This is a genomic window from Olleya sp. AS48 (assembly GCF_038900355.1).
GTDB lineage: Bacteria > Bacteroidota > Bacteroidia > Flavobacteriales > Flavobacteriaceae > Olleya.
The window spans coordinates 131,925-155,113 of the sequence record NZ_JBBMRD010000005.1 but is presented as its reverse complement, the minus strand read 5'-3'; the positions used below and the strand labels follow the sequence as shown (position 1 = coordinate 155,113).

Here is a 23,189-nt window from a genome sequence, read left to right as displayed (position 1 = left end):
TTTTTTTTATGCACTAATTTTAAATTTATTATGCATGCATAATAAATTTTTACTATCTTTGAAAAGATAACCATTTATAATGATTCCAATATGAAAGACAAAACCATAGATTACGTCCTTAGAACCACATGGTTAGCGGTTAATAAAATGTACAACGAAGAAGCTGCTAAATTTGGTACAACTATGGCTACTGGTTTTACTTTATTAAGTATTGATCAAGAAGAAGGAACACCTTCCACCTCATTAGGTCCAATTATGGGTATGGAAGCAACTAGTCTTTCCAGAATCCTAAAACGTATGGAAGAATTAGATTTAATAGTACGTCGACCAAACCCAAATGATGGTCGTGGTGTATTAATTTATCTAACACCTTTTGGTAAAGAAAAACGTAAAGATGCCAAAGAGCGTGTTTTAGTTTTTAACGAAGCAATTAGAGAACACGTATCTGATGAAAAATTAAAAAGCTTTTACGAAGTTTCGGATACAATTAATGAATTGATCTCAAACAAAAAAATATACAATCAAAAAGAACACACATTAAAATAATATGAGCAAACGTAGAATTAAAAAAGTAGCGATTATTGGTTCCGGAATTATGGGATCTGGTATTGCTTGTCACTTCGCCAATATTGGTGTAGATGTATTATTATTAGACATCGTTCCTAGAGAACTAAACGACAAAGAAAAAGCTAAAGGATTAACCTTAGAAGACAAAGTCGTAAGAAACAGATTAGTAAACGATGCATTAACCGCATCTTTAAAATCTAAACCCTCTCCTATTTACAGTCAAGCATTTGCTAGTCGTATTACTACAGGTAACTTAGAAGACGACATTGCTAAAGTAGCAGATGTAGACTGGATTATGGAAGTTGTAGTAGAAAGACTTGACATTAAACAACAAGTTTTTGAAAAACTAGAAAAATACAGAACGCCAGGAACTTTAATTACTTCAAACACTTCAGGAATTCCAATAAAATTCATGAATGAAGGTCGTAGCGAAGATTTCCAAAAGCATTTCTGTGGTACACACTTTTTTAACCCAGCACGTTACTTAAAATTATTCGAAATAATTCCAGGACCAAATACTGATCCTTCTGTATTAGAGTTTTTAAATGAATATGGCGAAAAATTCTTAGGAAAAACTTCTGTTGTTGCTAAAGACACTCCTGCTTTTATAGGAAACAGAGTTGGAATCTTCAGCATACAAAGTTTATTTCACGCAGTTAAAGACTTAGATTTAACGATCGAGGAAGTTGATAAATTATCAGGACCAGTAATTGGTCGTCCAAAATCGGCAACCTTCCGTACGGTTGATGTTGTTGGTTTAGATACTTTGGTTCACGTTGCAAACGGAATTAGAGAAAATTGCCCTAATGACGAACGTTTAGAGTTATTTGAATTACCTGACTTCATCAATACAATGATGGAAAACAAATGGTTAGGAAGCAAAACAGGACAAGGTTTTTATAAGTTAGTAAGAAATGCAGATGGTACTAAAGACATTCTATCTTTAGACCTAAACACTTTAGAATACAGACCAAACAAACGCGCAAAATTCGCGACTTTAGAATTAACAAAGACTATTGATAAAGTAGTTGACCGTTTTAAAGTATTAGTAAAAGGAAAAGATAAAGCTGGTGAGTTTTACAGAAAAAGCTTCACTGCATTATTTGCTTACGTATCTAATCGTATTCCAGAAATTTCAGACGATGTTTATAAAATTGACGATGCTATGAAAGCTGGTTTTGGTTGGGAACACGGACCATTTCAAATTTGGGATGCTATTGGAGTAGAAAAAGGAATCGAGTTAATGAAAGCTGAAGGTTTACAGCCTGCTGCTTGGGTTAATGACATGGTTGCTGCAGGTAATACATCTTTTTACACAGTAAAAGAAGGTGCAACATATTACTATGATATTCCTTCTAAAAAACAAACTAAAATACCTGGACAAGATAGCTTCATTATTTTAGATAATATTAGAAAAACAAACGAAGTATTTAAAAATTCTGGCGTTGTAGTTGAAGATTTAGGGGACGGAATACTTAACCTAGAATTTCAATCTAAAATGAATACTATTGGTGGTGACGTTTTAGCGGGATTAAATAAAGCTATTGATTTAGCCGAAAAAGATTTTGCTGGTTTAGTCGTTGGTAACCAAGCTGCAAACTTCTCAGTTGGCGCAAACATCGGAATGATTTTCATGATGGCTGCAGAGCAAGAATATGATGAGCTTAACATGGCTATCAAATACTTCCAAGATAGTATGATGCGTATGCGTTATTCATCTATCCCAACTATTTCTGCGCCTCACGGAATGGCTTTAGGTGGTGGATGTGAGTTATCATTACACGCAGATAAAGTAGTTGCAGCAGCAGAGACTTATATGGGACTTGTAGAGTTTGGTGTTGGTGTTATTCCTGGTGGAGGAGGTTCTAAAGAAATGGCTTTAAGAGCACAAGATCTTTTCCAAAAAGGAGACGTACAACTTAACGTGTTACAAGAGCATTTCTTAACTATTGGTATGGCTAAAGTATCGACTTCTGCTTATGAAGCGTTTGACTTAAACTTACTACAAAAAGGAAAAGATGTCGTTGTAGTAAACAAAGACCGTCAAATAGCTGTTGCAAAACAACATGCTATGTTAATGGCTAATTCTGGTTACACACAACCCGTAAAAAGAGATGACGTTTTAGTTCTTGGTAAACAAGCATTAGGTATGTTTTTAGTAGGAACAGACTCTATGGAAGACTCTAATTACATTTCTGAACACGATATGAAAATCGCTAATAAATTAGCTTACGTTATGGCTGGTGGAGATTTATCAGAGCCAACACGCGTAACAGAACAATATTTATTGGATTTAGAGCGTGAAGCTTTCTTAAGTTTATGTACAGAACGTAAAACTTTAGAACGTATTCAGCACATGTTAACAAAAGGTAAACCTTTAAGAAACTAAAAAAATGAAAACAGCATATATAGTAAAAGCATATAGAACCGCAGTTGGTAAAGCTCCAAAAGGCGTGTTCCGTTTTAAAAGAACAGATGAATTGGCAGCCGAAACCATCAAGTATATGATGAAGGAATTGCCAGGTTTAGACCCAAAGCGTATCGACGATGTTATTGTTGGTAACGCAATGCCTGAAGGTTCTCAAGGATTAAATATGGCACGTTTAATCTCTTTAATGGGATTAGATATTGTTGATGTTCCTGGTGTAACAGTCAACCGTTTTTGCTCTTCTGGAGTAGAAACTATTGGTATGGCAACTGCAAAAATACAAGCTGGAATGGCAGATTGTATTATTGCTGGTGGAGCAGAAAGTATGAGTAGCGTACCAATGACTGGTTTTAAACCAGAATTGAACTACGATATCGTAAAATCTGGTCATGAAGATTATTATTGGGGAATGGGAAATACTGCAGAAGCTGTTGCAAAACAGTTTAAAGTATCTCGTGAAGACCAAGATGAATTTGCATTTAATTCGCACATGAAAGCCTTAAGAGCGCAAGCTGAAAATCGTTTTCAAGATCAAATAGTACCAATTGAAGTGGAACAAACTTACATTGATGCTAACGGAAAGAAAGCGACAAAATCTTACACAGTAACTAAAGACGAAGGACCTCGTGCAGGAACTAGTAAAGAAGCTTTAGCAAAACTTAGAGCAGTATTTGCTGCTGGAGGAAGTGTTACAGCTGGTAACTCGTCACAAATGAGTGATGGTGCTGCTTTTGTAATGGTTATGAGTGAAGACATGGTTAAAGAGCTAGGTTTAGAGCCAATTGCAAGAATGGTAAACTATGCTGCAGCAGGTGTTGAGCCTCGTATCATGGGTATTGGACCAGTAAAAGCGATTCCAAAAGCTTTAAAACAAGCAGGATTAAAACAAGACGATTTAGCTTTAATTGAGTTAAATGAAGCTTTTGCTTCTCAATCTTTAGCAGTAATCAGAGAATTAAACCTTAATCCAGATATTATTAACGTAAATGGTGGTGCAATTGCATTGGGTCATCCATTAGGATGTACAGGAGCAAAACTATCTGTACAACTTTTTGATGAAATGCGTAAGCAAGACATGAAAGGTAAATATGGTGCAGTTACTATGTGTGTTGGTACAGGTCAAGGTGCTTGTGGAATATTCGAATTTTTAAATTAATCAAAGAACTTAATACAATACTATAAAATGGCAGATTTAGAAAAAGACATCTTAAGAGGTGGTCAATTCTTAGTAAAAGAAACAAATTGTGACGATGTGTTTACTCCTGAAGATTTTTCAGAAGAACAAGCAATGATGAAAGATTCTGTAATGGAATTTAATGACCGTGAAATTATACCACATAAAGCACGTTTTGAAGCTAAAGACTATGCACTAACTGAGGAAGTTATGCGTAAAGCTGGAGATATGGGTTTTTTAAGTGTAGCTGTACCTGAAGCTTTTGGCGGAATGGGAATGGGATTTGTTTCGACAGTATTAACATGTGATTACATTTCTTCTGGAACAGGATCATTTAGTACTGCTTTTGGTGCACATACAGGTATTGGTACTATGCCAATTACTCTTTATGGTACTGATGAACAAAAACAAAAATACGTACCAAAATTAGCTTCTGGAGAGTGGTTTGGAGCTTACTGTTTAACAGAGCCTGGAGCTGGATCTGATGCAAATTCTGGAAAAACAACTGCTGAGCTTTCTGCAGATGGAAAATCATACAAAATTAACGGTCAAAAAATGTGGATCTCAAATGCAGGATTCTGTAGTGTGATGATTGTTTTTGCTCGTATTGAAGATGATAAAAACATTACTGGATTTATCGTTGAATATGATGGTGAAAATCCTAACGGAATTACTTTAGGTGAAGAAGAACATAAATTAGGTATTCGTGCGTCTTCTACGCGTCAAGTATTTTTTAACGACACTGTTGTTCCTGCTGAAAATATGTTAGCTGGTCGTGGTGAAGGTTTTAAAATTGCGATGAATGCTCTTAACGTTGGTCGTATTAAATTAGCTGCTGCATGCTTAGATTCTCAAAGACGTATCTTAACTACTGCTGTAAACTATGCTAAAGAACGTAAGCAATTTAAAACACCTATTGCAGATTTTGGAGCAATTAAAGTAAAGTTAGCCGAAATGGCTGCAAGTGCTTATGCTGGTGAATCTGCTACTTATAGAGCTGCTAAAAATATTGAAGACAGAATCGCGATGCGTGAAGCTGCTGGAAATACACACCAAGAAGCAGAGCTTAAAGGTGTTGAAGAATATGCAATTGAATGTTCTATATTAAAAGTTGCGGTATCTGAAGATGTACAAAATTGTGCAGATGAAGGAATCCAAATTTTTGGTGGAATGGGATTCTCTGAAGAAACTCCTATGGAATCTGCTTGGAGAGATGCTAGAATTGCACGTATATACGAAGGAACTAACGAGATTAACAGAATGTTAGCGGTTGGTATGTTAGTTAAAAAGGCAATGAAAGGTCATGTTGACTTATTAGGTCCTGCTTCTAAAGTACAAGAAGAATTAATGGGAATACCATCTTTTGAAACACCAGATTACTCTGAGTTATTTTCAGAAGAAAAAGAAATGATTAAGAAACTTAAAAAGACATTCTTAATGGTTGCAGGTGGTGCTGTTCAAAAATATGGTCCTCAATTAGAAGATCACCAACAATTATTAATTGCAGCTGCAGATATCTTAATTGAAATCTATATGGCAGAGTCTGCAATTTTAAGAACAGAGAAAAACGTTAAGCGTACTAGCGAAGCTGAGCAATCTGCTCAAATCGCAATGGCTAAATTATATTTATATCACGCTGTAGATATCGTTGAAGAAAAAGGAAAAGAAAGTATTATTTCTTTTGCTGAAGGAGACGAACAACGCATGATGTTAATGGGTCTTAAGCGTTTTACAAAATATGCTAATTATCCAGATATCGTAGATTTACGTATCGAGATTGCAGAAAAAGTAAAAGCAGAAGGAAAATACTGCTTCTAAAAATTAAGTTTTAGTTTTAATTACCCTAAAAAGCTGTTTTGTAATGAAACAGCTTTTTTAATTTTGTTACTTTAGTAAAAAATTAAAAGTAAATGATTAAACACTTCCTATTTTTTACTAGCGCTTTGCTACTTTTAAGCTGTAATAATAATCAGAAACAAATTTTTAAACCCGAAAAACCACCGACTGTAGTATTAAAAGCACAAGATCAAATATTAGTAGACGGTAGAGCAACTGAAGATGCTTGGATTAATGCCAAATGGCATGCCATAGACCAAAATTGGTTAGGAGAGAATTATAATGATGAAGACTTTAAAGGACAATACAAACTAACTTGGAACGAACAAGCTCTTTTTGCTTTAGTCAAAATTCAAGACGATTCACTTTATGATCAATATAAAGACCCATTAAAATTATGGTGGGATGATGATTGTGTTGAAGTCTTTATTGACGAGGATAATAGTGGTGGTGAGCATCAATATAATCACAACGCATTTGCTTATCATGTTGCACTAGATGGAAACGTCGTTGATATTGCTCCTGGCGAAAAACCAACTCTTTATAACAACCACGTAGAATCTAAGAGAATTACTTCGGGTAACACTTCTATTTGGGAACTAAAAATACATATTTATAAAGCTAATTATATTGATGGAGGACATAACTCACCTACTAATTTGTTCTCTAATAAAAAGATAGGATTTGCCATAGCATATTGTGATAATGATTCAAGTACTGAACGCGAAAATTTTATAGGATCAGAAATTATTGAAGGAGAAGATAAAAATAGAGGCTGGATTGATGCTTCTGTTTTTGGGACTTTAATTTTAAAAGAATAAAAAATGAATAAAACTCTAATAGCAAGTTTAATATTAATTCTAACTGGATATTCAAACTTAAAAGCCCAAGGTTTACTACAAGAAAAAAACAACTTTACTAGACAAGACACGCTTCGTGGTAGTATCACTCCAGAGCGCGAATGGTGGGATTTAACCTATTATCATTTAGATATTAAAGTTAATCCAGAACATAAAACAATTTCTGGAACAAATACAATTCAGTATACCGTTTTAAAACCAAACCAAGTATTACAAATTGATTTGCAAGAACCATTAGTATTGACTAAAGTGACTCAAAACAATAAAGAACTAGAAATAAAACACGATGGAAATGCACACTTTGTAATGCTTAAAGATCAACAATATATAGGTGAAACAAATAGTGTAATTGCTTATTACGAAGGGAAACCTCGTGAAGCTGTTAGAGCACCTTGGGATGGCGGAATTTCTTGGAAAAAAGACAAAAACGGAAATCATTTCATAGCTTCATCCTGTCAAGGACTTGGCGCAAGTGTTTGGTGGCCTAATAAAGACCACATGTATGACGAAGTAGATAGTATGGATATTAGCGTTACTATCCCAAAAGGGCTAATGAATGTGTCTAACGGAAGACTTAAAAATATTATTGATAATAAAGATGAAACAATTACAACTAATTGGCATGTAGCAAACCCAATTAACAACTATGGTGTAAATATTAATATTGGTGATTATGCTAACTTTTCTGAAGTTTTTAAAGGCGAAAAAGGCGATTTAGACATGAATTATTACGTCTTAAAAGACAACCTTGGAAAAGCAAAAACCCATTTTAAAGATGCACCAAAAATGATGAAAGCTTTTGAACATTGGTTTGGTCCTTATCCGTTTTACGAAGATAGTTTTAAACTGGTAGAAGTTCCTTATTTAGGTATGGAACACCAAAGTTCTGTAACTTACGGAAACAAATATATGAATGGCTATTTGGGTAGCGATTTATCTGGAACAGGTTGGGGTTTAAAATTTGATTTTATTATTATTCACGAAGCTGGACACGAGTGGTTTGCAAACAATATTACCAATGTAGATATTGCAGATATGTGGATTCACGAAAGTTTTACTGCTTATTCTGAAAGCTTATTTTTAGATTATTATTACGGTAAACAAGCCTCATCAGAATACGTTATTGGTACAAGAAGAGGTATTCAAAATGACAGACCGTTAATTGGACATTATAATGTTAATAATGAAGGTTCTGGCGACATGTATTACAAAGGTGCAAACATGCTTCATACCATTCGTCAATTGGTTAAAGATGACGAAAAATGGAGACAAATATTACGTACTTTAAATTCAAAATTCTATCATCAAACCGTAACAACACAACAAATTGAAAACTGTTTAGCTGAAGAATCTGGTTTGGATTTAAAAGGGATTTTTAATCAATATTTGCGTACTACTAAAATTCCTGTTTTAGAATATCAAGTGGAAGGTAAAAAATTACACTACAAATGGACTAATATAGTTGATGACTTTATAATGCCAATTCAAATTGAAGTCAATGGTGTTAATCAATGGATTACACCTTCAAAAAACAATCAAACGCTTAAATTAAAATTTAAAGATGCCAAAATAAAAGTAGATAGTAATTTTTATGTAAATGTAAAAGCGCTTTAAAATGACTACTGACGAGTACTATTTTAAATCTGACACTGAATGGCGAGAATGGTTACACATCAATCACGACAGCGATGATGGTGTCTACCTCATCTTTTACAAAGTAGACCACAAAAACGAAAGTATGCGTTGGGAAGAAGCTGTAAAAGTAGCCTTGTGTTATGGTTGGATCGATAGTACTGTTAAAAGTTTAGGAGATGGAAAACGCAGACAATATTTTTGTAAACGTAATCCAAAAAGTGTTTGGAGCGCACTTAACAAAAGACACGTTAAAGCTTTACTTGCAGAAGACTTAATGCATCCAAAAGGTTTAGAAATAATTAAAACAGGAAAGCAAAACGGAAGTTGGACTGCTTTAGATGACGTTGAAAAAGGTATAATTCCCGAAGCATTACAATTAGCCTTTAATGCAAACCCGAAAGCTTTTAAAAACTATAACAATTTTGCGCCTTCATACAGAAAAAGTTATTTGTATTGGCTAAACCAAGCCAAACGGGAAGCTACAAAAGAAAAGAGAATTACAGAGATTATTAAATTTTGCGAAGCCAATATTAAGTCTAGAGATACGTGGTAATGACTAAATATTGAAAGGCTTTCACTTTTTTTCGACTTAATATAAAACCTCAACACAATGAATATTCAAAAAATAAATTTCACTAATGCAGAAGGTCAACAATTAGTTGGTCGTTTAGAGCTGCCAATAAATCAACATCCTCATAATTTTGCCATTTTCGCACATTGTTTTACTTGTAATAAAAACTTATCTGCAGTAAAAAATATTTCTCGCGAATTAACATCAAATGGCTTTGGAGTATTACGTTTTGATTTTACTGGTTTAGGGGAAAGTGAAGGTGATTTTGAAAACACCAATTTTTCAGGAAATGTAGAAGATTTAATTAGCGCTTCTAATTATTTGAAAGAAAACTATACTGCTCCTTCCCTATTAATTGGACATTCCTTAGGTGGAGCTGCTGTTATATTTGCTGCCTCTACAATAGAATCTGTTAAAGCGGTTGCAACCATTGGAGCACCTTCTAATCCAAAACACGTCAAGCATTTAATACAAAGTAGTGTTGAAGAAATTAAGGCAACAGGAAAAGCAAATGTGAATATTGGAGGAAGACCATTTACAATTAAAAAACAATTTTTAGAAGATATTGAAACTAAGTCACTACCAGACGTTGCTAAAAATTTACGGAAAGCCTTATTAGTCATGCATTCGCCTCAAGACACAACCGTAGGTATTGAAAATGCTGAAGAAATTTATATCGCAGCAAGACATCCAAAAAGTTTTGTAACGCTAGATGGAGCGGATCATTTATTAATGAAAAAAGAGGATTCTGTTTACGTAGGAAGTGTGATTGCTACTTGGGCAAAACGCTATATTACCATACCTAGAACAGAAATAGTAAAGACAACACATCAAGCAGTTGCAAGTTTAGATGCTAAAGATGGTTTTACCACACAAATGACTGTTGGAAGTCATACTATGATGGCTGATGAGCCTACAAATTTTGGTGGCAATGATTTTGGACCTTCGCCATATGAGTTTGTCTCAGCTGGATTATCTGCTTGTACTGCAATGACTGTTCAAATGTATGTTAAACGAAAAGGATGGGATTTACAAAATATTGAAGTCCACACTTCACATACTAAAGTATCAAAACAAGTTGTTGAAAATGGCGAACAAAAAGAAATGAAAGTAGACACGTTTAATAGAGAGATTAAACTAAAAGGTAATTTAGACGAAAAACAGATACAACGTATTCTTCAAATTGCAGATAAATGTCCAGTGCATAAAACGTTACATAGCGATATAGAAGTGGCTACCACACTGGTTTAAATAAAAAAGCGCATCATTAAAATGATGCGCTTTTTTATTGTTTTAAGTTTCAAAATTATAAACCACTAATAAAACTTCCGTAAGGATCTTTAAACTGAATCCCTTCAGTAAATCTGTGTTTACTTAATTGTTTATATTCCACTAAAGCCCAAAGCACAAACTCTTTTACAAAATAACTTTCTTGTTTTGTTAATTTTGGTTGGTGTTCTGCTAATAAATCATCTAAAGGAGAAACTGCATCTAATAGATTTTTATACTCCTTGTCTCGTAAACCGTCTAATAACTCAAAACCTTCAGAAGCATTGAAAAACCAAGAGACAATGTCATCATAAGGACTTACATCTTCTTGTTTTTTTAATTTTTCTATCTTAGGGAAAAACTCAGGAAATAAACTTTTAACCGCTTCACCTATTAAGTTATAAGCCACTTGTGCAGCACCTTCTTGTTCACCTTCATAAACCAACTCAACTTTACCAGTAATAGCAGGAATAATTCCTAAAAAGTCTGATAATCTAATAGTTGTAGTATCATCTCCATTTTTTAATCCTCTAAGCTCTGCTGTACTTAATAAGTTTTCAAATGCGGTAATACTTAAACGTGCACTTACGCCACTTTTTTCGTCAATAAAATCACTATCACGTGCTTCAAATACAATTTGTTCTAACAAATCTTTTGCTAATTCCGGCACATGAATACTTTCTTTTTGGCGTCCATCGGATTTCGCTTCTTGTTGCGTAATGGTTTTTGCTGTTTCAATATCTGTTGGATAATGCGTTAAAATTTGCGATCCAATTCTATCTTTTAAAGGTGTTACAATGCTTCCTCTATTAGTATAATCTTCAGGGTTTGCAGTAAAAATAAACTGCATATCTAAAGGTAAACGTAATTTAAATCCTCTAATCTGTATATCACCTTCTTGTAAAATATTAAATAAAGCCACTTGTATTCTAGCTTGTAAATCTGGTAATTCATTAATAACAAAAATACAACGGTTTACACGCGGAATCATTCCGTAATGTATTACTCTGTCATCTGCATAACTCAACTTTAAGTTTGCTGCTTTTATTGGATCCACATCACCAATAATATCTGCAACAGTAACATCTGGAGTTGCTAATTTTTCGGCAAAACGCTCGCTTCTATGCATCCAAGTAATTGGTGTGTCGTCTCCTTTTTCTGTAATCAATTCGGTTGCAAAACGTGAAATGGGTTGTAAAGGATCGTCATTAATTTCGGAACCATCAACCACAGGAATATACTCGTCTAACAAATTAAGCATTAAACGTGCTAAACGTGTTTTTGCTTGACCACGTAATCCTAAAAAGTTGATATTATGACGTGATAAAATGGCACGTTCTAACTCTGGAATCACAGTGTTTTCGTAACCATGTACGCCTTCAAAAACGGTTGTTTTATTTTTTATTTTTTCAATTAAATTATCTCTTAATTCATCTTTAATAGACTTGCTTTTGTATCCAGCTTTTTTTAATTCGCCTAAAGTTTTAATATTTTTTATTTCCATAGTTCTTTTAAATCTTTTTCATTCGAGCGTGAAAATTTTTCACTTATAACTCTTAGCTTTTTTTATCCTTTAATTCTTTTTTTTCTATTTGTTTCGTAATCTTCAAAAATCATTTCACCTAGTCCTTTCAAGCCTGTATAAAAAGCTTTTCCTTGATTGGCATGCGTAAATTCTTCTACAAATTGCATTAAATAAGGGTCTTGAGCAATCATAAAAGTTGTAATAGGAATATGCAATTTTCTGGCTTGTTGTGCTTGTGCATAGCATTTATTAGTAATGTATGGGTTTAAACCATTACTATCTTTATAATAGGTTCCGTCTGGCAAACGCAAGCAACTTGGTTTACCATCTGTTATCATAAAAATTTGCTTATTAGTATTACGTTTACGACGCAATAAATCCATTGCTAATTGTAGTCCAGCAACCGTATTTGTATGATATGGACCAACGTTTAAATAGGGTAAATCTTTAATTTTTATTGGCCAAGCATCGTTACCGAAAACTAATATGTCTAAGGTATCTTTTGGGTAGCGTGTTGTAATTAATTCGGCTAAAGCCATCGCTACTTTTTTAGCAGGTGTTATTCTGTCCTCTCCATACAAAATCATACTGTGGCTAATGTCTATCATTAAAACCGTACTCATTTGTGACTTATGTGTGGTTTCTTCGACCACTAAATCGTCTTCGGTTAAATTAAAATCGCCAATTCCGTTGTTAATTTGTGCGTTTCTTAGACTTTCCGTCATAGAGACTTTATCCAAACTGTCGCCAAATTGGTAGTTTCTAAAATCGCCTGTATGCTCATCTCCTATTCCAACACCTTTACTTTTATGGTTTCCAGAACCACTACGTTTGATGTTACCAAATATTTGATCCAATGCAGATTGTCTAATGGCACGCTCAGTCTTTGCTGTAATAGCATTCCCTTTGTTTCCATCTGGTTTAATTTCTTCACGTATGTAACCTTTTTCTTTAAGATCTTCAATAAAATCGTCAATTGAATATTCTGGAGTGGTTAATTTATATTCTTTATCTAATTCGCGAAGCCAATCTATAGCTTCGTCAAAATCTCCAGAAGTATGCGTAATTAATTCTTTAAAAATATCAAAAAGCTTCTCAAAAGGGGATTGCGAAGGTGCTTCGTATGGTTTAAATACAAAGCCTTTTCTGTTGTTATTTTTGTTTTTCATGCAGTATAAAAATACGACATTTTAACATCAAAATAAACGTCTTAACAGCTTTTTAAGATTATGTTGTTTAACTTTATGCAAACTAATCGACCAAAAATGAAAAAACTATCCTTTACCCTCTTATTACTCTTCTGTATTACAGCGTTTTCGCAAGAATTCTCTATGGATTTAGTTAAAAACATGAAACCAAGAAACATTGGTCCAGGCGGAATGTCTGGTCGTGTTACAGCAATAGATGCTGTTCACGCTAATCCAGATATTATGTATGTTGGTACTGCTTCTGGTGGTTTATGGAAATCGACTTCTGGAGGTATAAAATGGGAACCTATATTTGAAAAAGAAGTCACAGCATCTGTTGGTGCAGTTGCCATACAACAATCTAATCCAAGTGTGATTTGGGTAGGTACTGGAGAAGGTAATCCTAGAAATAGCTTAAATGGTGGTTATGGAATCTATAAATCTTTAGACGCTGGAAAATCATGGATGCTTATGGGTTTAGAAAACACCAGACACATACATCGTGTGGTTATAGATCCTACAAATCCTAATATAGTGTATGCTGCTGCAATTGGTAGTCCATGGGGAGAACATCCAGAACGTGGTATTTTTAAAACTACAGATGGTGGTAAATCATGGAAAAAAATATTATTTGCCAATAACAAAACAGGAGCTGCAGATCTTGTTATGGATCCAACCAATCCAAACAAATTAATTGCTACACTTTGGGAGCATAAACGTGAGCCTTGGTTTTTTAAATCTGGAGGAACAGGATCTGGATTGCATATTACACACGATGGTGGAGAAAATTGGACTAAAGTTACAGAAAAAGAAGGTTTCCCTAAAGGGGAATTAGGGCGTATTGGTGTCGCAATAGCTGCTAACAAACCTAATATTATCTATGCCTTGGTTGAAGCAAAAAAAAATGCACTTTACAGAAGTGATGATGGTGGGTTTAAATGGAAAAAAATAAATGATAAAAGTGATATTGGTAATAGACCCTTTTACTATTCTGAAATATATGTTGATCCACAAAACGAAAACAGAGTATATTCCGTTTACACTTATATTAATGTTAGTGAAGATGGTGGTAAAAACTTTACACAGTTAATGCCTGCTTATGGTGCAAACAATGGAGTCCATCCTGACCATCATGCTTGGTGGATACATCCTACAAATGGTAATTTTATGATTGATGGTAATGATGGTGGATTAAATATTACTAAAGATGGTGGTAAAAACTGGCGTTTTGTTGGTAACCTTCCTGTTGCTCAATTTTACCATATTAATGTAGATAATGAATATCCATATAATGTGTATGGAGGTATGCAAGATAACGGATCATGGAGAGGTCCTGCTTATGTTTGGCGTGCACAAGGTATACGTAACAGCTATTGGCAAGAGATTAGTTTTGGAGATGGTTTTGATGTGGTACCAGATAAAGACGATTCGCGTTACGGTTGGACCATGAGTCAACAAGGCTCTGTTAGCAGATATGATTGGCAAACAGGTAATAATTATACTATACAACCAACACATCCAGATAAAGATGTTACCTTAAGATTTAATTGGAATAGCGCAATAAATATTGACCCTTTTAGCAATAATACTATTTATTTTGGAAGTCAGTTTGTACATAAATCTACAGACAAAGGATTAACATGGAAAGTCATCTCACCTGATTTAACTACTAACGATCCTGAAAAATTAAAACAACATGAAAGTGGTGGCTTAACTATGGATGCTACAGGAGCAGAAAACCACTGTACTATTTTAGTAATAGAACCTTCTCCTGCAGAAAAAGATGTCTTTTGGGTTGGTACAGATGATGGTCGCGTGCATGTTACCACAAATGGAGGAGAAAGCTATAACGACGTGTCAAATAATCTAAAAGGATTACCTAAAGGTAGTTGGATTGCACAAATAAAAGCTAGTAATAAAAATAAAGGTGAAGCTTTGCTTATCGCGAATGATTACAGACGTTTTAACTACACACCTTACGCTTATAAAACAACTAACTACGGTAAAACATGGGAGCGTATTGTAGACGAAAATGATGTTAAAAGTTACACCTTATCAATTATTGAAGATCTAGAAGAACCAAACTTACTATTTTTAGGTACAGATGATGGTTTATACGTATCTATAAACGCAGGTAATAATTGGACTAAATGGACGGAAGGTTTCCCTACTGTTTCTGTAAAAGACTTAGTAATCCATCCTAGAGAGCATGATTTAGTAATTGGGACTTTTGGACGTGCTGCTTGGGTTTTGGACGATATTAGACCATTACGTGCTATAGCAAAAAACAAACAAGTTATAGACAGTAAAATAACCCTATTCTCTCCTCCTATTGCCTATCAAGCAGCTTACCAACAACCAACAGGAAGTCGATTTGGTGCAGATGCTATGTTTAATGGAGATAACAGAGGTCGTGGTGCGCAATTTACGTATTTGGTTAATCCTGTAAAAGCTTCAAAAGAAGAGAAAAATGAAGACGATGATGATAAAGCAAATGATTCTGATGCTGATGACGATAAAAATGAAATTAAATGGGATTCTATTTCATTAAAAATATACAATGGAGATAAGTTAATTAGAACCTTAAAACGTAAGGTTCCAGAAGGTAAAGGATTACATAAATGGACTTGGTATATGGACGAAAAAGGTGGCGACAGACCATCAAGAACCGTTAGAAAAAGCTCTAGAGAATCTGGAGGTGTAGATGTAAAACCAGGTAACTACAAAGCTATTTTAGAATATGGTGACCAAACTTCAGAAACCATGATTACTGTAGCGTCAGATCCAAGACTAGAAGTTTCTACCAAAAATACAGATGCTGTCTATGCTGCTTTAAAAGAGATTGAAAATATCCGTCAAATAGCTGCTGATGCCACTAAGCAATTAGCCGAAAATAAAAAGTTAGCTGAAAAATACAAAGCAGAATTAACAGATTTAGATAAAGAAAAATATAAAGATGAAATAAAAGCCTCCAAAGACATAATTAAACAAATTGATGAATTATTAGATATTTACATTGGCAAACAAGATAAACGCCAAGGAATAACTAAAACTTTAGATGTTAGTGTAAATAACAGAATAGGTACTGCATCTTGGTATATAGCAACAAGACAAAATGGTTTAACTAGTACAGAAACCACCTTGTTACAACATGCTAAAGAAGATTTAAAATTAGCGTTAGAAAAAACAAACACCTTTTTTAATACTAACTTTAAACCTTATTATCAAAGCATTATTAAAATTAATATGACCAAAGGGATAGATGAAATTAAAACCTTTAGTTTAGATTAATTGTTTGTAAATTACAACAGTAAAATTATGTATCTGACATTATAATAATTACGAAAAAAATAAATTTTTAAAATGAAAAAAATAACAAAATTAGTATTGGCATTATCTCTTGTTTTTGCTGTAAGTTGTATAGACGACACTAAAACTTCTGATACTAAAAAAGAAACAACTGAGTCTGTAGCAAAAACTGAAAAATTTGTTGTAAAACCAGAAGGAACAACAGTAAAATGGACTGCTTACAAAACGACTGAAAAAGTTCCTGTTGGTGGACAGTTTGTCACTTTAAATTTTGATGAAAAAGCTGGAGATTCTCCACAGGATGCATTAAACAATTTAAACTTTTCTATTCCAATTAGTGGATTATTTACAGACAACGACGCAAGAGATTTAAAGTTAAAAACTTCATTTTTTGGAGAGATGTTAAATCCTGAATTTATAAAAGGAACGATTAAACATATAGATAACAAATACATTGCTTCTATTACCATGAATGGTGTCACTAATGACTTACCATTAGAAGTAAAAATCACGGATGAAAGACGTGTAGCCATGTCTGCGACAATGCAATTAAAAGATTGGGATGCCTTAGGTGCTTTAAGTATTTTAAATAAAGTTTGTTTTGATTTACACAAAGGTGCAGATGGTGTTAGTAAAACATGGGAAGACGTTTCAATAGAAATCAACACTTTTTTAAGAAAAAACTAATAGTATTTTATTATATTAGTAAAAAAGCAGTTTGACAGAGCTACTTAACTTAAAAATCTAAATAAAATGAAAAAAATATCATTACTACTATTAGTGTTAACTTTTGCAGTATTTATAAGCTGTAAAGAAGACAAAACACAACCTGAAACTGAAAAAACCGTAGCCGAAACAGCAAAAAAGGTTAAACTAAAATTAGAATCTAAAAGCGGAAGCAATGTTACAGGTAATGCTGTATTTACAGAAGAAGATGACCAAATTAAATTTACCGCAATGCTTAGTGGTTTAGAGCCAGGAATACACGCTATCCATATTCATGAAAAAGCAGATTGTTCTTCGGATGACGGAAAATCTACAGGTGGACACTGGAATCCTACAGGAGCACCTCACGGAAAATGGGGAAGTAAAGCTGGATACCATAAAGGCGACATTGGTAATTTACAAGCAGACGCTAATGGTCATGCAACAATAATGCTAAAAACAGATGAGTGGTGTATTGGATGTGGTGACGAGAACAAAGACATATTAGGTAAAGCAATAATTGTACATGCTGGTACAGATGACTTTACAACACAACCAACAGGAGATGCTGGTGGACGTGTAAGTTGTGGAGGGATCATTAAGTAATCCACAATAGCAATAGATTAAAAAAAATCGCTTTTAAGCGATTTTTTTATGTTTTTTATTATACTTTAGTTCAAGATATTTTTATATGGATATAGATAATTTAGTAGTTCAATTTAAGAAGAAAGACGAAAAGGCTTTTGAAAAATTATACGATATGTACAAAGATAGTATGCATGGTGTAATTTATAATATAGTTAGAGATAATGACATTGCGGAAGAAATCATGCAAGACGTATTTATCAAAGCTTGGCATAAAGCCGATAGTTATGACGTTAAAAAAGGTCGTTTCTTTACTTGGTTAATAAATATTGCTAGAAATGCAGCAATAGATAAAACTAGATCTAAGTCCTTTAAAAACTCGGGTAAAAACCTTAACTCTGATTTTTTCGTAGATATTATCCAGTCGCATGATAGTTTAGACGATAGTACTGATGCTATAGGCATCAAGAAATTTGTAGATAAATTAGCTAAAAAGTGCATTGAAGTGATTGAGCTATTATACTTTAAAGGGTTTACACAAAAAGAAGCCTCAGAAGAGTTAGACATGCCAATTGGGACGATTAAGACTAGGAATAGAAATTGTATTAAAGAATTAAGAGAAGCTGTACTATAATATGAACATTAACGACTATATAAACTCAGGAATATTAGAACTGTACGTTGCTGGACAGCTTTCTGAAAAAGAAAGTAGTGAAGTATATGATCTAATGTTGAAACATCCCGAAGTCCTAAAAGAAGTTTTAGAGATAGAGGCTGCTATAGTTAAATTAACTGCAAGTGTCTCTCCAAAAAAAGATATCGCTTTTAATACTATAAAAGGTAGATTAAACAACAATACAGATAGTAAGGTTATTAGTTTAAACAGACCTAAAACCCAATGGTTAAATTATTCTGGTTGGGCAGCTGCTGTTGTTTTAGCAGGTGGATTAATTTGGACAATAAATCAAAAATCTGATTTAGAAAACCAAATACAAACGGTTAACACTGAAAAAGACTTTTTAGAAATCCAAATGGAAACTTCTAAAACTGATTTAGCAGAAACTAAAAACTTATTAAATATAATTAGAGATAAGAGCATTATTAATATACCATTAGAAGGTCAAGCTGCAGCTCCTGGAGCTTTTGCTAATGTGTATTGGGACAAAAAAGATGACACAGTCTATTTAGACTTACAAGGTTTACCAGAGCCTCCAGAAGGTAAAGTATACCAAGTCTGGTCTTTAACTTTAAATCCTCTAACACCAACTAGTTTAGGTACTATTGACGATTTTATACAAGATGACAATAAGATTTTTAAACTTAAAAATGCTAATCAATCACAAGCATTTGGTATAACGTTAGAGCCAGCTGGAGGAAGTCCTTCTCCAACATTAGAGCAGTTATATACTTTAGGTGCTTTGGCATCCTTATAAGATTATAAATCACTTACAAAAAAGACACCTATTAGGTGTCTTTTTTTTTGCTTTACTATATCAAACTAATTTATACAGTATCATACACTTGAGCTTGTTTGTTATTTAAAAATGATAGCCATTTGCTAATAAATAATAATCTAATGAAACATAAGCAAACAGATATAAGCTTTTGTGATTTTAAATGCCCTAAATAAGCGCCTAATTTCAATGTTTAATAATTAAATATAAAGCCTTAATGTGATAAATCTATGTCTAAGTAACATTGCTTACAGTTTAGGCATAATCTATTACTTTTAATAATGAATTACGTAAACCACTACTCTAGTAATTAGTAATCCCTAATACTTTAAACATAATGTTCTATTTAGATGAATTATAAACATGATATAAAAAAGAAAGCGTTTGATAATAAATTATCAAACGCTTTCAAAACAAACTAACAAAAAACAAACCTTACTTTTTCATAGCATTTAAATTAATGTTAGTTGTGCAATTAATTGTTTCCCTTAAACTGATTGCAACTATACTTACGTAATTTTTATGAGTAAGGTTTTATTTATTTTTAAAACGTGTAACTTAATGTCGTTTTAAAGTTAAAAGGTGTTCCAGGTGTAAAGTGAATCTCTTCCACTGGATCAACTTCATTTTGTAATCTTGACTCGGTTAAAAATTGAGTTTCTTTCCAATCTGTATCCAATACATTTTCAATACTAACACCTAATCTCCAGTGTTTGTTAAACGCATAGTTAACATTTAAATCTGTTACAAAATAGCCTTCTGCTTGCACACTATTATCTTCATTTGCAGGTCTATCATCTACGTATCTGTAGTTAATTCCTCCTGAAAAATTATTTAAATCTTTAAAAGATAAACCTCCTACTAATGTAAAATCTGGTGCTAATGGTATATAATCGTTTCCGTTGTCTTCTTCCAAACTTCTTGCTCTGGTAAGTGTAGCGTCTGTATTAAAGTAAATATTATCTGTTAATTGGTATCTAACCCCAAAATCTACTCCATAACGTTCAGATTTTCCGCTAGGCTCAATAATTCCTGCATCTCCAACGTAAACAAATTCTTCTTCAGAAAACAAGTACCATAAAGCTGTATTAATAACTAACTTTTCTGTTGGTTTCCAAATGTTTCCTAAATCTAATCCATAAGCTTTTGGTAAAGCGTTATCTATTTCTTGATTTAAAACCACTCTAGAATCGTTTGAGTGAAATCCAATTCCGGATTTAACAAACCATTGCACATTATTATTTTGATTATACTCAATACTTAATTTTGGTAAAATAGCGACTTCACTATCAGTAAGGTTAGAGTATGTTGGACTTAATTGGTCTTGGTACTGAAATTTAATATATTCTAGACGTAAAGCTGGTGTAATTTTAACTTTACCTAAATCAATTTCAGCATTAAAAAACCCATATAAATTACGTTGATTAACATTACCCAATTGAATATTTTCTAAGGTTTGTTTTCTATTTAAAGTACGCGATAACTCAATATCACTAACATCGTCATATCTTAAACCAACACCAGAATTATAAGTAATATCAAACGTATCGTAGTTTTTATTTTTTTTAAACTGTGTATTAAATCCAAAAATATTACGCGCTTCTTTTTGCTTTATTTGATCTCCATTTATTGGGTCTTCTAAAAAGAAAGTGAAGTTAGAATATAGCTCAAAATTGTAGTTAGAGTAAAAAGCATTAGTCTGCATAGACACGTCGTTATCTAATATTGTACTGTATTGCACATTAAGGTTAGTACGATTGGTGTTACCTCCTTCTGTATCGTCCACAGCTCCAAAATTGGAAAGCGTTCCGTTATCCACTAATCGTTGAGGGATTTGACCTGAAGCATCCCATTGACTTGTAAAGTGACTAAGGGTTACTCCTATTTTAGAATCATTATTTAAATAGGCATTATACTTACTTACAATATTTAATCTATCAAAATTTTGAGGCGATTCAAAAGGTCCATCAGTCTCAATATACTCTACAGCTACATATGCATTCTGAGAGGATTTGTTTTCTAGAAGATTAAACATTCCTAAAGTTCTTAACGAATTAAATTGACCTGCTGAAAAACTAATTAAGTTATCCTCTAACTTATCTTTTGTTTTAAAATCTACAAATCCAGCTGTATTAAAATCACCATGATTTGCATAATATGGACCTTTACCAAAATTGATGGTGTTTATAGTTTCTGGAATTAAAAAATGCAAGTCACTATAGCCTTGACCATGTGCATGAGATACCATGTTTACTGGCATACCATCTACTGACAAACCAACATCTGTACCATGGTCGACATCAAAACCTCTTAAAAATATTTGTTCTGCTTTACCACCACCTGCATGTTGACCAATGATTAAACCTGGTACTTTTCTTAAAATTTCTTGTGATGAGTTAATTGGACTTGTTGCCAAATCTATTTTAATCATACTATTCATTACATCTATTGGCTCTGACAAAACTAACTCGTCTAAAACAAATGCTTTAGCCTCTAAATTTATTGTAAATGTATTGTCTAAAAGTGATTGCGTTAAAACAAGTGTTTTCTTTTGATAACCTAGTAAACCAACCATTAGGCTATCACCTACTTTTGTTTTATTGATTACAAACTGTCCAAATTGATTGGTATGTGCGTGTTCTTTTGAGGTTTGATTATACACATAAGCAGTTTCTAAAGGTTGGTTATTATCCATAACATACCCTTTAACTGTTTGTGCATTTGCTGTTAAAACAACACCTAAAAATGCTAAATAAGTGATTATACTTTTCATTATCTAAATACTATAATTGGTTTACTACTTTGGTGGTTAATGGACCTAACTCATAACTACTTTCTTGTAATTCTTTTTTAAGTTCAGCTACTTCTTTTAATTTACCATTAGCTTTATATATTGCTGCAATATGGTATTGTGCTTCTGGCTCAAAAGTTTGTCCTAAAACGTATTGCTCTGCTATTGTTAATGCTTTTTTAACGTCACCATTGTTATAATAACTCCAAGCTAGTAGATCATAAGATAATGGCGTTGGTCTATTTTCTACTTCAATTTTAGCTAAAGTAATGGCTTTTTCGTTTTTAGTATCTGCTAATATTTTTGAAGAATACACATTATACATATCGCCATAATCCTTATTATCAATAGCTTCAAAATAACTAGCTAAATACTTGTTTTTAGCGTCTATATTATTTTCATATTCTGCAATTTCTGCTTTAAACAATAAATAGTCTGGAGCATTATGTAATTGCGTGATAGCATCTAAAATACGGTTAGCTTCTGAAGCATTTTTTTCGTGAGAATACACAATCCAAGCAATACCTTTTTTAGCATAAGCATCATCAGGATTTAAGGCTAAAGATTTTAAATAATAGTTATACGATTTTTCTATTTGACCATCATGACCATAAAAATCGGCAAGGTTAGTATAAGACCATTCCATTAAATTATCCAATTTAGAAGACTCTGCTTTTAACGTTGCACGCTCTAAATAATTAATTGCTGAAGCTAAGTCGCCTTTATAATCGCTCCATTTTGACAATCTGATTAGGTATCCAAAATCGTTTAAATCCTTAACGTCCTCTAGATAATTTTTGGCGATACCAAAATCTCCTAACTCCATATGTACATCAAAAAGCATTTTTTTAGTACCATTTAGATTTTGACCGTTTTCTTCAGCTTTAATAAGCAATTCTAAAGCTTGCTTAAATTTATGTTGTGAAATATAATTACGTGCTAAGGCTCTTAAATGTCCAGCCGAATTATATTGTGTTTGTTCATTTAATGCAATTAGTGATTGCTCTGCAGATTTTAAATGTTTGATGTTTCCTGTAGATTTAAACAATCTTGATTCTGCTCCTGCAATTTGAGATAAGTAAGAGAATTGATTTGGAGTAGCCTCTAATTTTTTAGTCCAGAAATTATAATCTGAAGTTGCATTAACGGTTTCTGTATTAGTTTGTAAAGTTAAAAACTGATTGTAATCCTCTGGATTAGTTATTGTTTTTGTTTTTTCTGAACAACTAGTTGCCATAATTATAACAAGTAGCAGCATGTATAGTTTAGTGTTCATAATCGTGTTGTTTTATT

17 protein-coding genes are annotated in these 23,189 nt (G+C 33.1%); 13 read left to right on the top strand and 4 right to left on the bottom strand.

Going from position 1 to position 23,189, the window contains the following annotated elements; genetic code table 11:
* Positions 1 to 90: 90 nt before the first annotated feature.
* The 8 genes from WNY60_RS08155 (at position 91) to WNY60_RS08120 (ending at position 10,322) form a co-directional block, all read left to right on the top strand.
* On the top strand, positions 91 to 546 hold the full coding sequence (locus WNY60_RS08155; protein ID WP_145002185.1) for a MarR family transcriptional regulator: 456 nt from the start codon (positions 91 to 93) through the stop codon (positions 544 to 546).
* A gap of 1 nt (position 547) precedes the next feature.
* On the top strand, positions 548 to 2,956 hold the full coding sequence (locus tag WNY60_RS08150; RefSeq protein WP_145002187.1) for a 3-hydroxyacyl-CoA dehydrogenase NAD-binding domain-containing protein: 2,409 nt from the start codon (positions 548 to 550) through the stop codon (positions 2,954 to 2,956).
* A 4-nt stretch (positions 2,957 to 2,960) separates the two neighbouring features.
* Positions 2,961 to 4,151, top strand: a complete 1,191-nt coding sequence (locus WNY60_RS08145) for an acetyl-CoA C-acyltransferase (protein WP_341587052.1) — start codon at positions 2,961 to 2,963, stop codon at positions 4,149 to 4,151.
* A 27-nt stretch (positions 4,152 to 4,178) separates the two neighbouring features.
* Positions 4,179 to 5,987: an acyl-CoA dehydrogenase family protein gene (locus WNY60_RS08140; protein WP_342862069.1), complete on the top strand. Its 1,809-nt coding sequence runs from the start codon at positions 4,179 to 4,181 to the stop codon at positions 5,985 to 5,987.
* A gap of 92 nt (positions 5,988 to 6,079) precedes the next feature.
* Positions 6,080 to 6,826, top strand: a complete 747-nt coding sequence (locus WNY60_RS08135; RefSeq protein WP_342862068.1) for a sugar-binding protein — start codon at positions 6,080 to 6,082, stop codon at positions 6,824 to 6,826.
* Positions 6,827 to 6,829: 3 nt separating this feature from the next.
* Positions 6,830 to 8,479, top strand: coding sequence for a M1 family metallopeptidase (locus WNY60_RS08130; RefSeq protein WP_342862067.1), 1,650 nt, complete (start codon positions 6,830 to 6,832; stop codon positions 8,477 to 8,479).
* 1 nt (position 8,480) lies between these two features.
* A complete protein-coding gene (locus tag WNY60_RS08125) occupies positions 8,481 to 9,053 on the top strand; it encodes a YdeI/OmpD-associated family protein (RefSeq protein WP_342862066.1) in 573 nt (190 codons plus the stop codon).
* A gap of 57 nt (positions 9,054 to 9,110) precedes the next feature.
* Positions 9,111 to 10,322, top strand: a complete 1,212-nt coding sequence (locus WNY60_RS08120; RefSeq protein ID WP_342862065.1) for a bifunctional alpha/beta hydrolase/OsmC family protein — start codon at positions 9,111 to 9,113, stop codon at positions 10,320 to 10,322.
* Positions 10,323 to 10,377: 55 nt separating this feature from the next.
* Here the strand turns inward: WNY60_RS08120 and WNY60_RS08115 are convergent, their stop codons facing one another.
* Positions 10,378 to 11,844, bottom strand: a complete 1,467-nt coding sequence (locus WNY60_RS08115; protein WP_342862064.1) for a magnesium chelatase — start codon at positions 11,842 to 11,844, stop codon at positions 10,378 to 10,380.
* A 62-nt stretch (positions 11,845 to 11,906) separates the two neighbouring features.
* The gene (locus WNY60_RS08110; RefSeq protein WP_145002207.1) at positions 11,907 to 13,034 is read right to left on the bottom strand and encodes a VWA domain-containing protein; all 1,128 of its coding nucleotides are present in this window, start codon (positions 13,032 to 13,034) and stop codon (positions 11,907 to 11,909) included.
* 96 nt (positions 13,035 to 13,130) lie between these two features.
* Here WNY60_RS08110 and WNY60_RS08105 point away from each other — a divergent pair, with 96 nt between their 5' ends.
* The 5 genes from WNY60_RS08105 to WNY60_RS08085 all read left to right on the top strand — a co-directional run bounded on the left by WNY60_RS08105 (position 13,131) and on the right by WNY60_RS08085 (position 19,084).
* Entirely contained in the window at positions 13,131 to 16,343 is a 3,213-nt protein-coding gene (locus WNY60_RS08105) for a hypothetical protein (RefSeq protein WP_342862063.1), read from the top strand.
* 72 nt (positions 16,344 to 16,415) lie between these two features.
* Positions 16,416 to 17,048: a YceI family protein gene (locus tag WNY60_RS08100; RefSeq protein WP_342862062.1), complete on the top strand. Its 633-nt coding sequence runs from the start codon at positions 16,416 to 16,418 to the stop codon at positions 17,046 to 17,048.
* Positions 17,049 to 17,114: 66 nt separating this feature from the next.
* Entirely contained in the window at positions 17,115 to 17,672 is a 558-nt protein-coding gene (locus WNY60_RS08095) for a superoxide dismutase family protein (RefSeq protein WP_339808593.1), read from the top strand.
* Between the two features lie 85 nt (positions 17,673 to 17,757).
* Positions 17,758 to 18,285 (top strand): sigma-70 family RNA polymerase sigma factor, encoded by a 528-nt coding sequence (locus WNY60_RS08090; RefSeq protein WP_292946439.1) that lies wholly within the window; start codon positions 17,758 to 17,760, stop codon positions 18,283 to 18,285.
* Position 18,286: 1 nt separating this feature from the next.
* A complete protein-coding gene (locus tag WNY60_RS08085) occupies positions 18,287 to 19,084 on the top strand; it encodes an anti-sigma factor (RefSeq protein WP_339808592.1) in 798 nt (265 codons plus the stop codon).
* 565 nt (positions 19,085 to 19,649) lie between these two features.
* Here WNY60_RS08085 and WNY60_RS08080 read toward each other — a convergent pair.
* Entirely contained in the window at positions 19,650 to 21,878 is a 2,229-nt protein-coding gene (locus tag WNY60_RS08080) for a TonB-dependent receptor (protein WP_342862061.1), read from the bottom strand.
* A gap of 10 nt (positions 21,879 to 21,888) precedes the next feature.
* Positions 21,889 to 23,172 (bottom strand): cell surface protein, encoded by a 1,284-nt coding sequence (locus WNY60_RS08075; RefSeq protein WP_342862060.1) that lies wholly within the window; start codon positions 23,170 to 23,172, stop codon positions 21,889 to 21,891.
* Positions 23,173 to 23,189 lie beyond the last annotated feature (17 nt).

Bases quoted from the DNA above. Each gene is read 5' to 3' on its own strand.
- WNY60_RS08155 (WP_145002185.1), top strand. From the start codon at position 91: ATGAAAGACAAAACCATAGATTACGTCCTTAGAACCACATGGTTAGCG.
- WNY60_RS08150 (WP_145002187.1), top strand. From the start codon at position 548: ATGAGCAAACGTAGAATTAAAAAAGTAGCGATTATTGGTTCCGGAATT.
- WNY60_RS08145 (WP_341587052.1), top strand. From the start codon at position 2,961: ATGAAAACAGCATATATAGTAAAAGCATATAGAACCGCAGTTGGTAAA.
- WNY60_RS08140 (WP_342862069.1), top strand. From the start codon at position 4,179: ATGGCAGATTTAGAAAAAGACATCTTAAGAGGTGGTCAATTCTTAGTA.
- WNY60_RS08135 (WP_342862068.1), top strand. From the start codon at position 6,080: ATGATTAAACACTTCCTATTTTTTACTAGCGCTTTGCTACTTTTAAGC.
- WNY60_RS08130 (WP_342862067.1), top strand. From the start codon at position 6,830: ATGAATAAAACTCTAATAGCAAGTTTAATATTAATTCTAACTGGATAT.
- WNY60_RS08125 (WP_342862066.1), top strand. From the start codon at position 8,481: ATGACTACTGACGAGTACTATTTTAAATCTGACACTGAATGGCGAGAA.
- WNY60_RS08120 (WP_342862065.1), top strand. From the start codon at position 9,111: ATGAATATTCAAAAAATAAATTTCACTAATGCAGAAGGTCAACAATTA.
- WNY60_RS08115 (WP_342862064.1), bottom strand. From the start codon at position 11,844: ATGGAAATAAAAAATATTAAAACTTTAGGCGAATTAAAAAAAGCTGGA.
- WNY60_RS08110 (WP_145002207.1), bottom strand. From the start codon at position 13,034: ATGAAAAACAAAAATAACAACAGAAAAGGCTTTGTATTTAAACCATAC.
- WNY60_RS08105 (WP_342862063.1), top strand. From the start codon at position 13,131: ATGAAAAAACTATCCTTTACCCTCTTATTACTCTTCTGTATTACAGCG.
- WNY60_RS08100 (WP_342862062.1), top strand. From the start codon at position 16,416: ATGAAAAAAATAACAAAATTAGTATTGGCATTATCTCTTGTTTTTGCT.
- WNY60_RS08095 (WP_339808593.1), top strand. From the start codon at position 17,115: ATGAAAAAAATATCATTACTACTATTAGTGTTAACTTTTGCAGTATTT.
- WNY60_RS08090 (WP_292946439.1), top strand. From the start codon at position 17,758: ATGGATATAGATAATTTAGTAGTTCAATTTAAGAAGAAAGACGAAAAG.
- WNY60_RS08085 (WP_339808592.1), top strand. From the start codon at position 18,287: ATGAACATTAACGACTATATAAACTCAGGAATATTAGAACTGTACGTT.
- WNY60_RS08080 (WP_342862061.1), bottom strand. From the start codon at position 21,878: ATGAAAAGTATAATCACTTATTTAGCATTTTTAGGTGTTGTTTTAACA.
- WNY60_RS08075 (WP_342862060.1), bottom strand. From the start codon at position 23,172: ATGAACACTAAACTATACATGCTGCTACTTGTTATAATTATGGCAACT.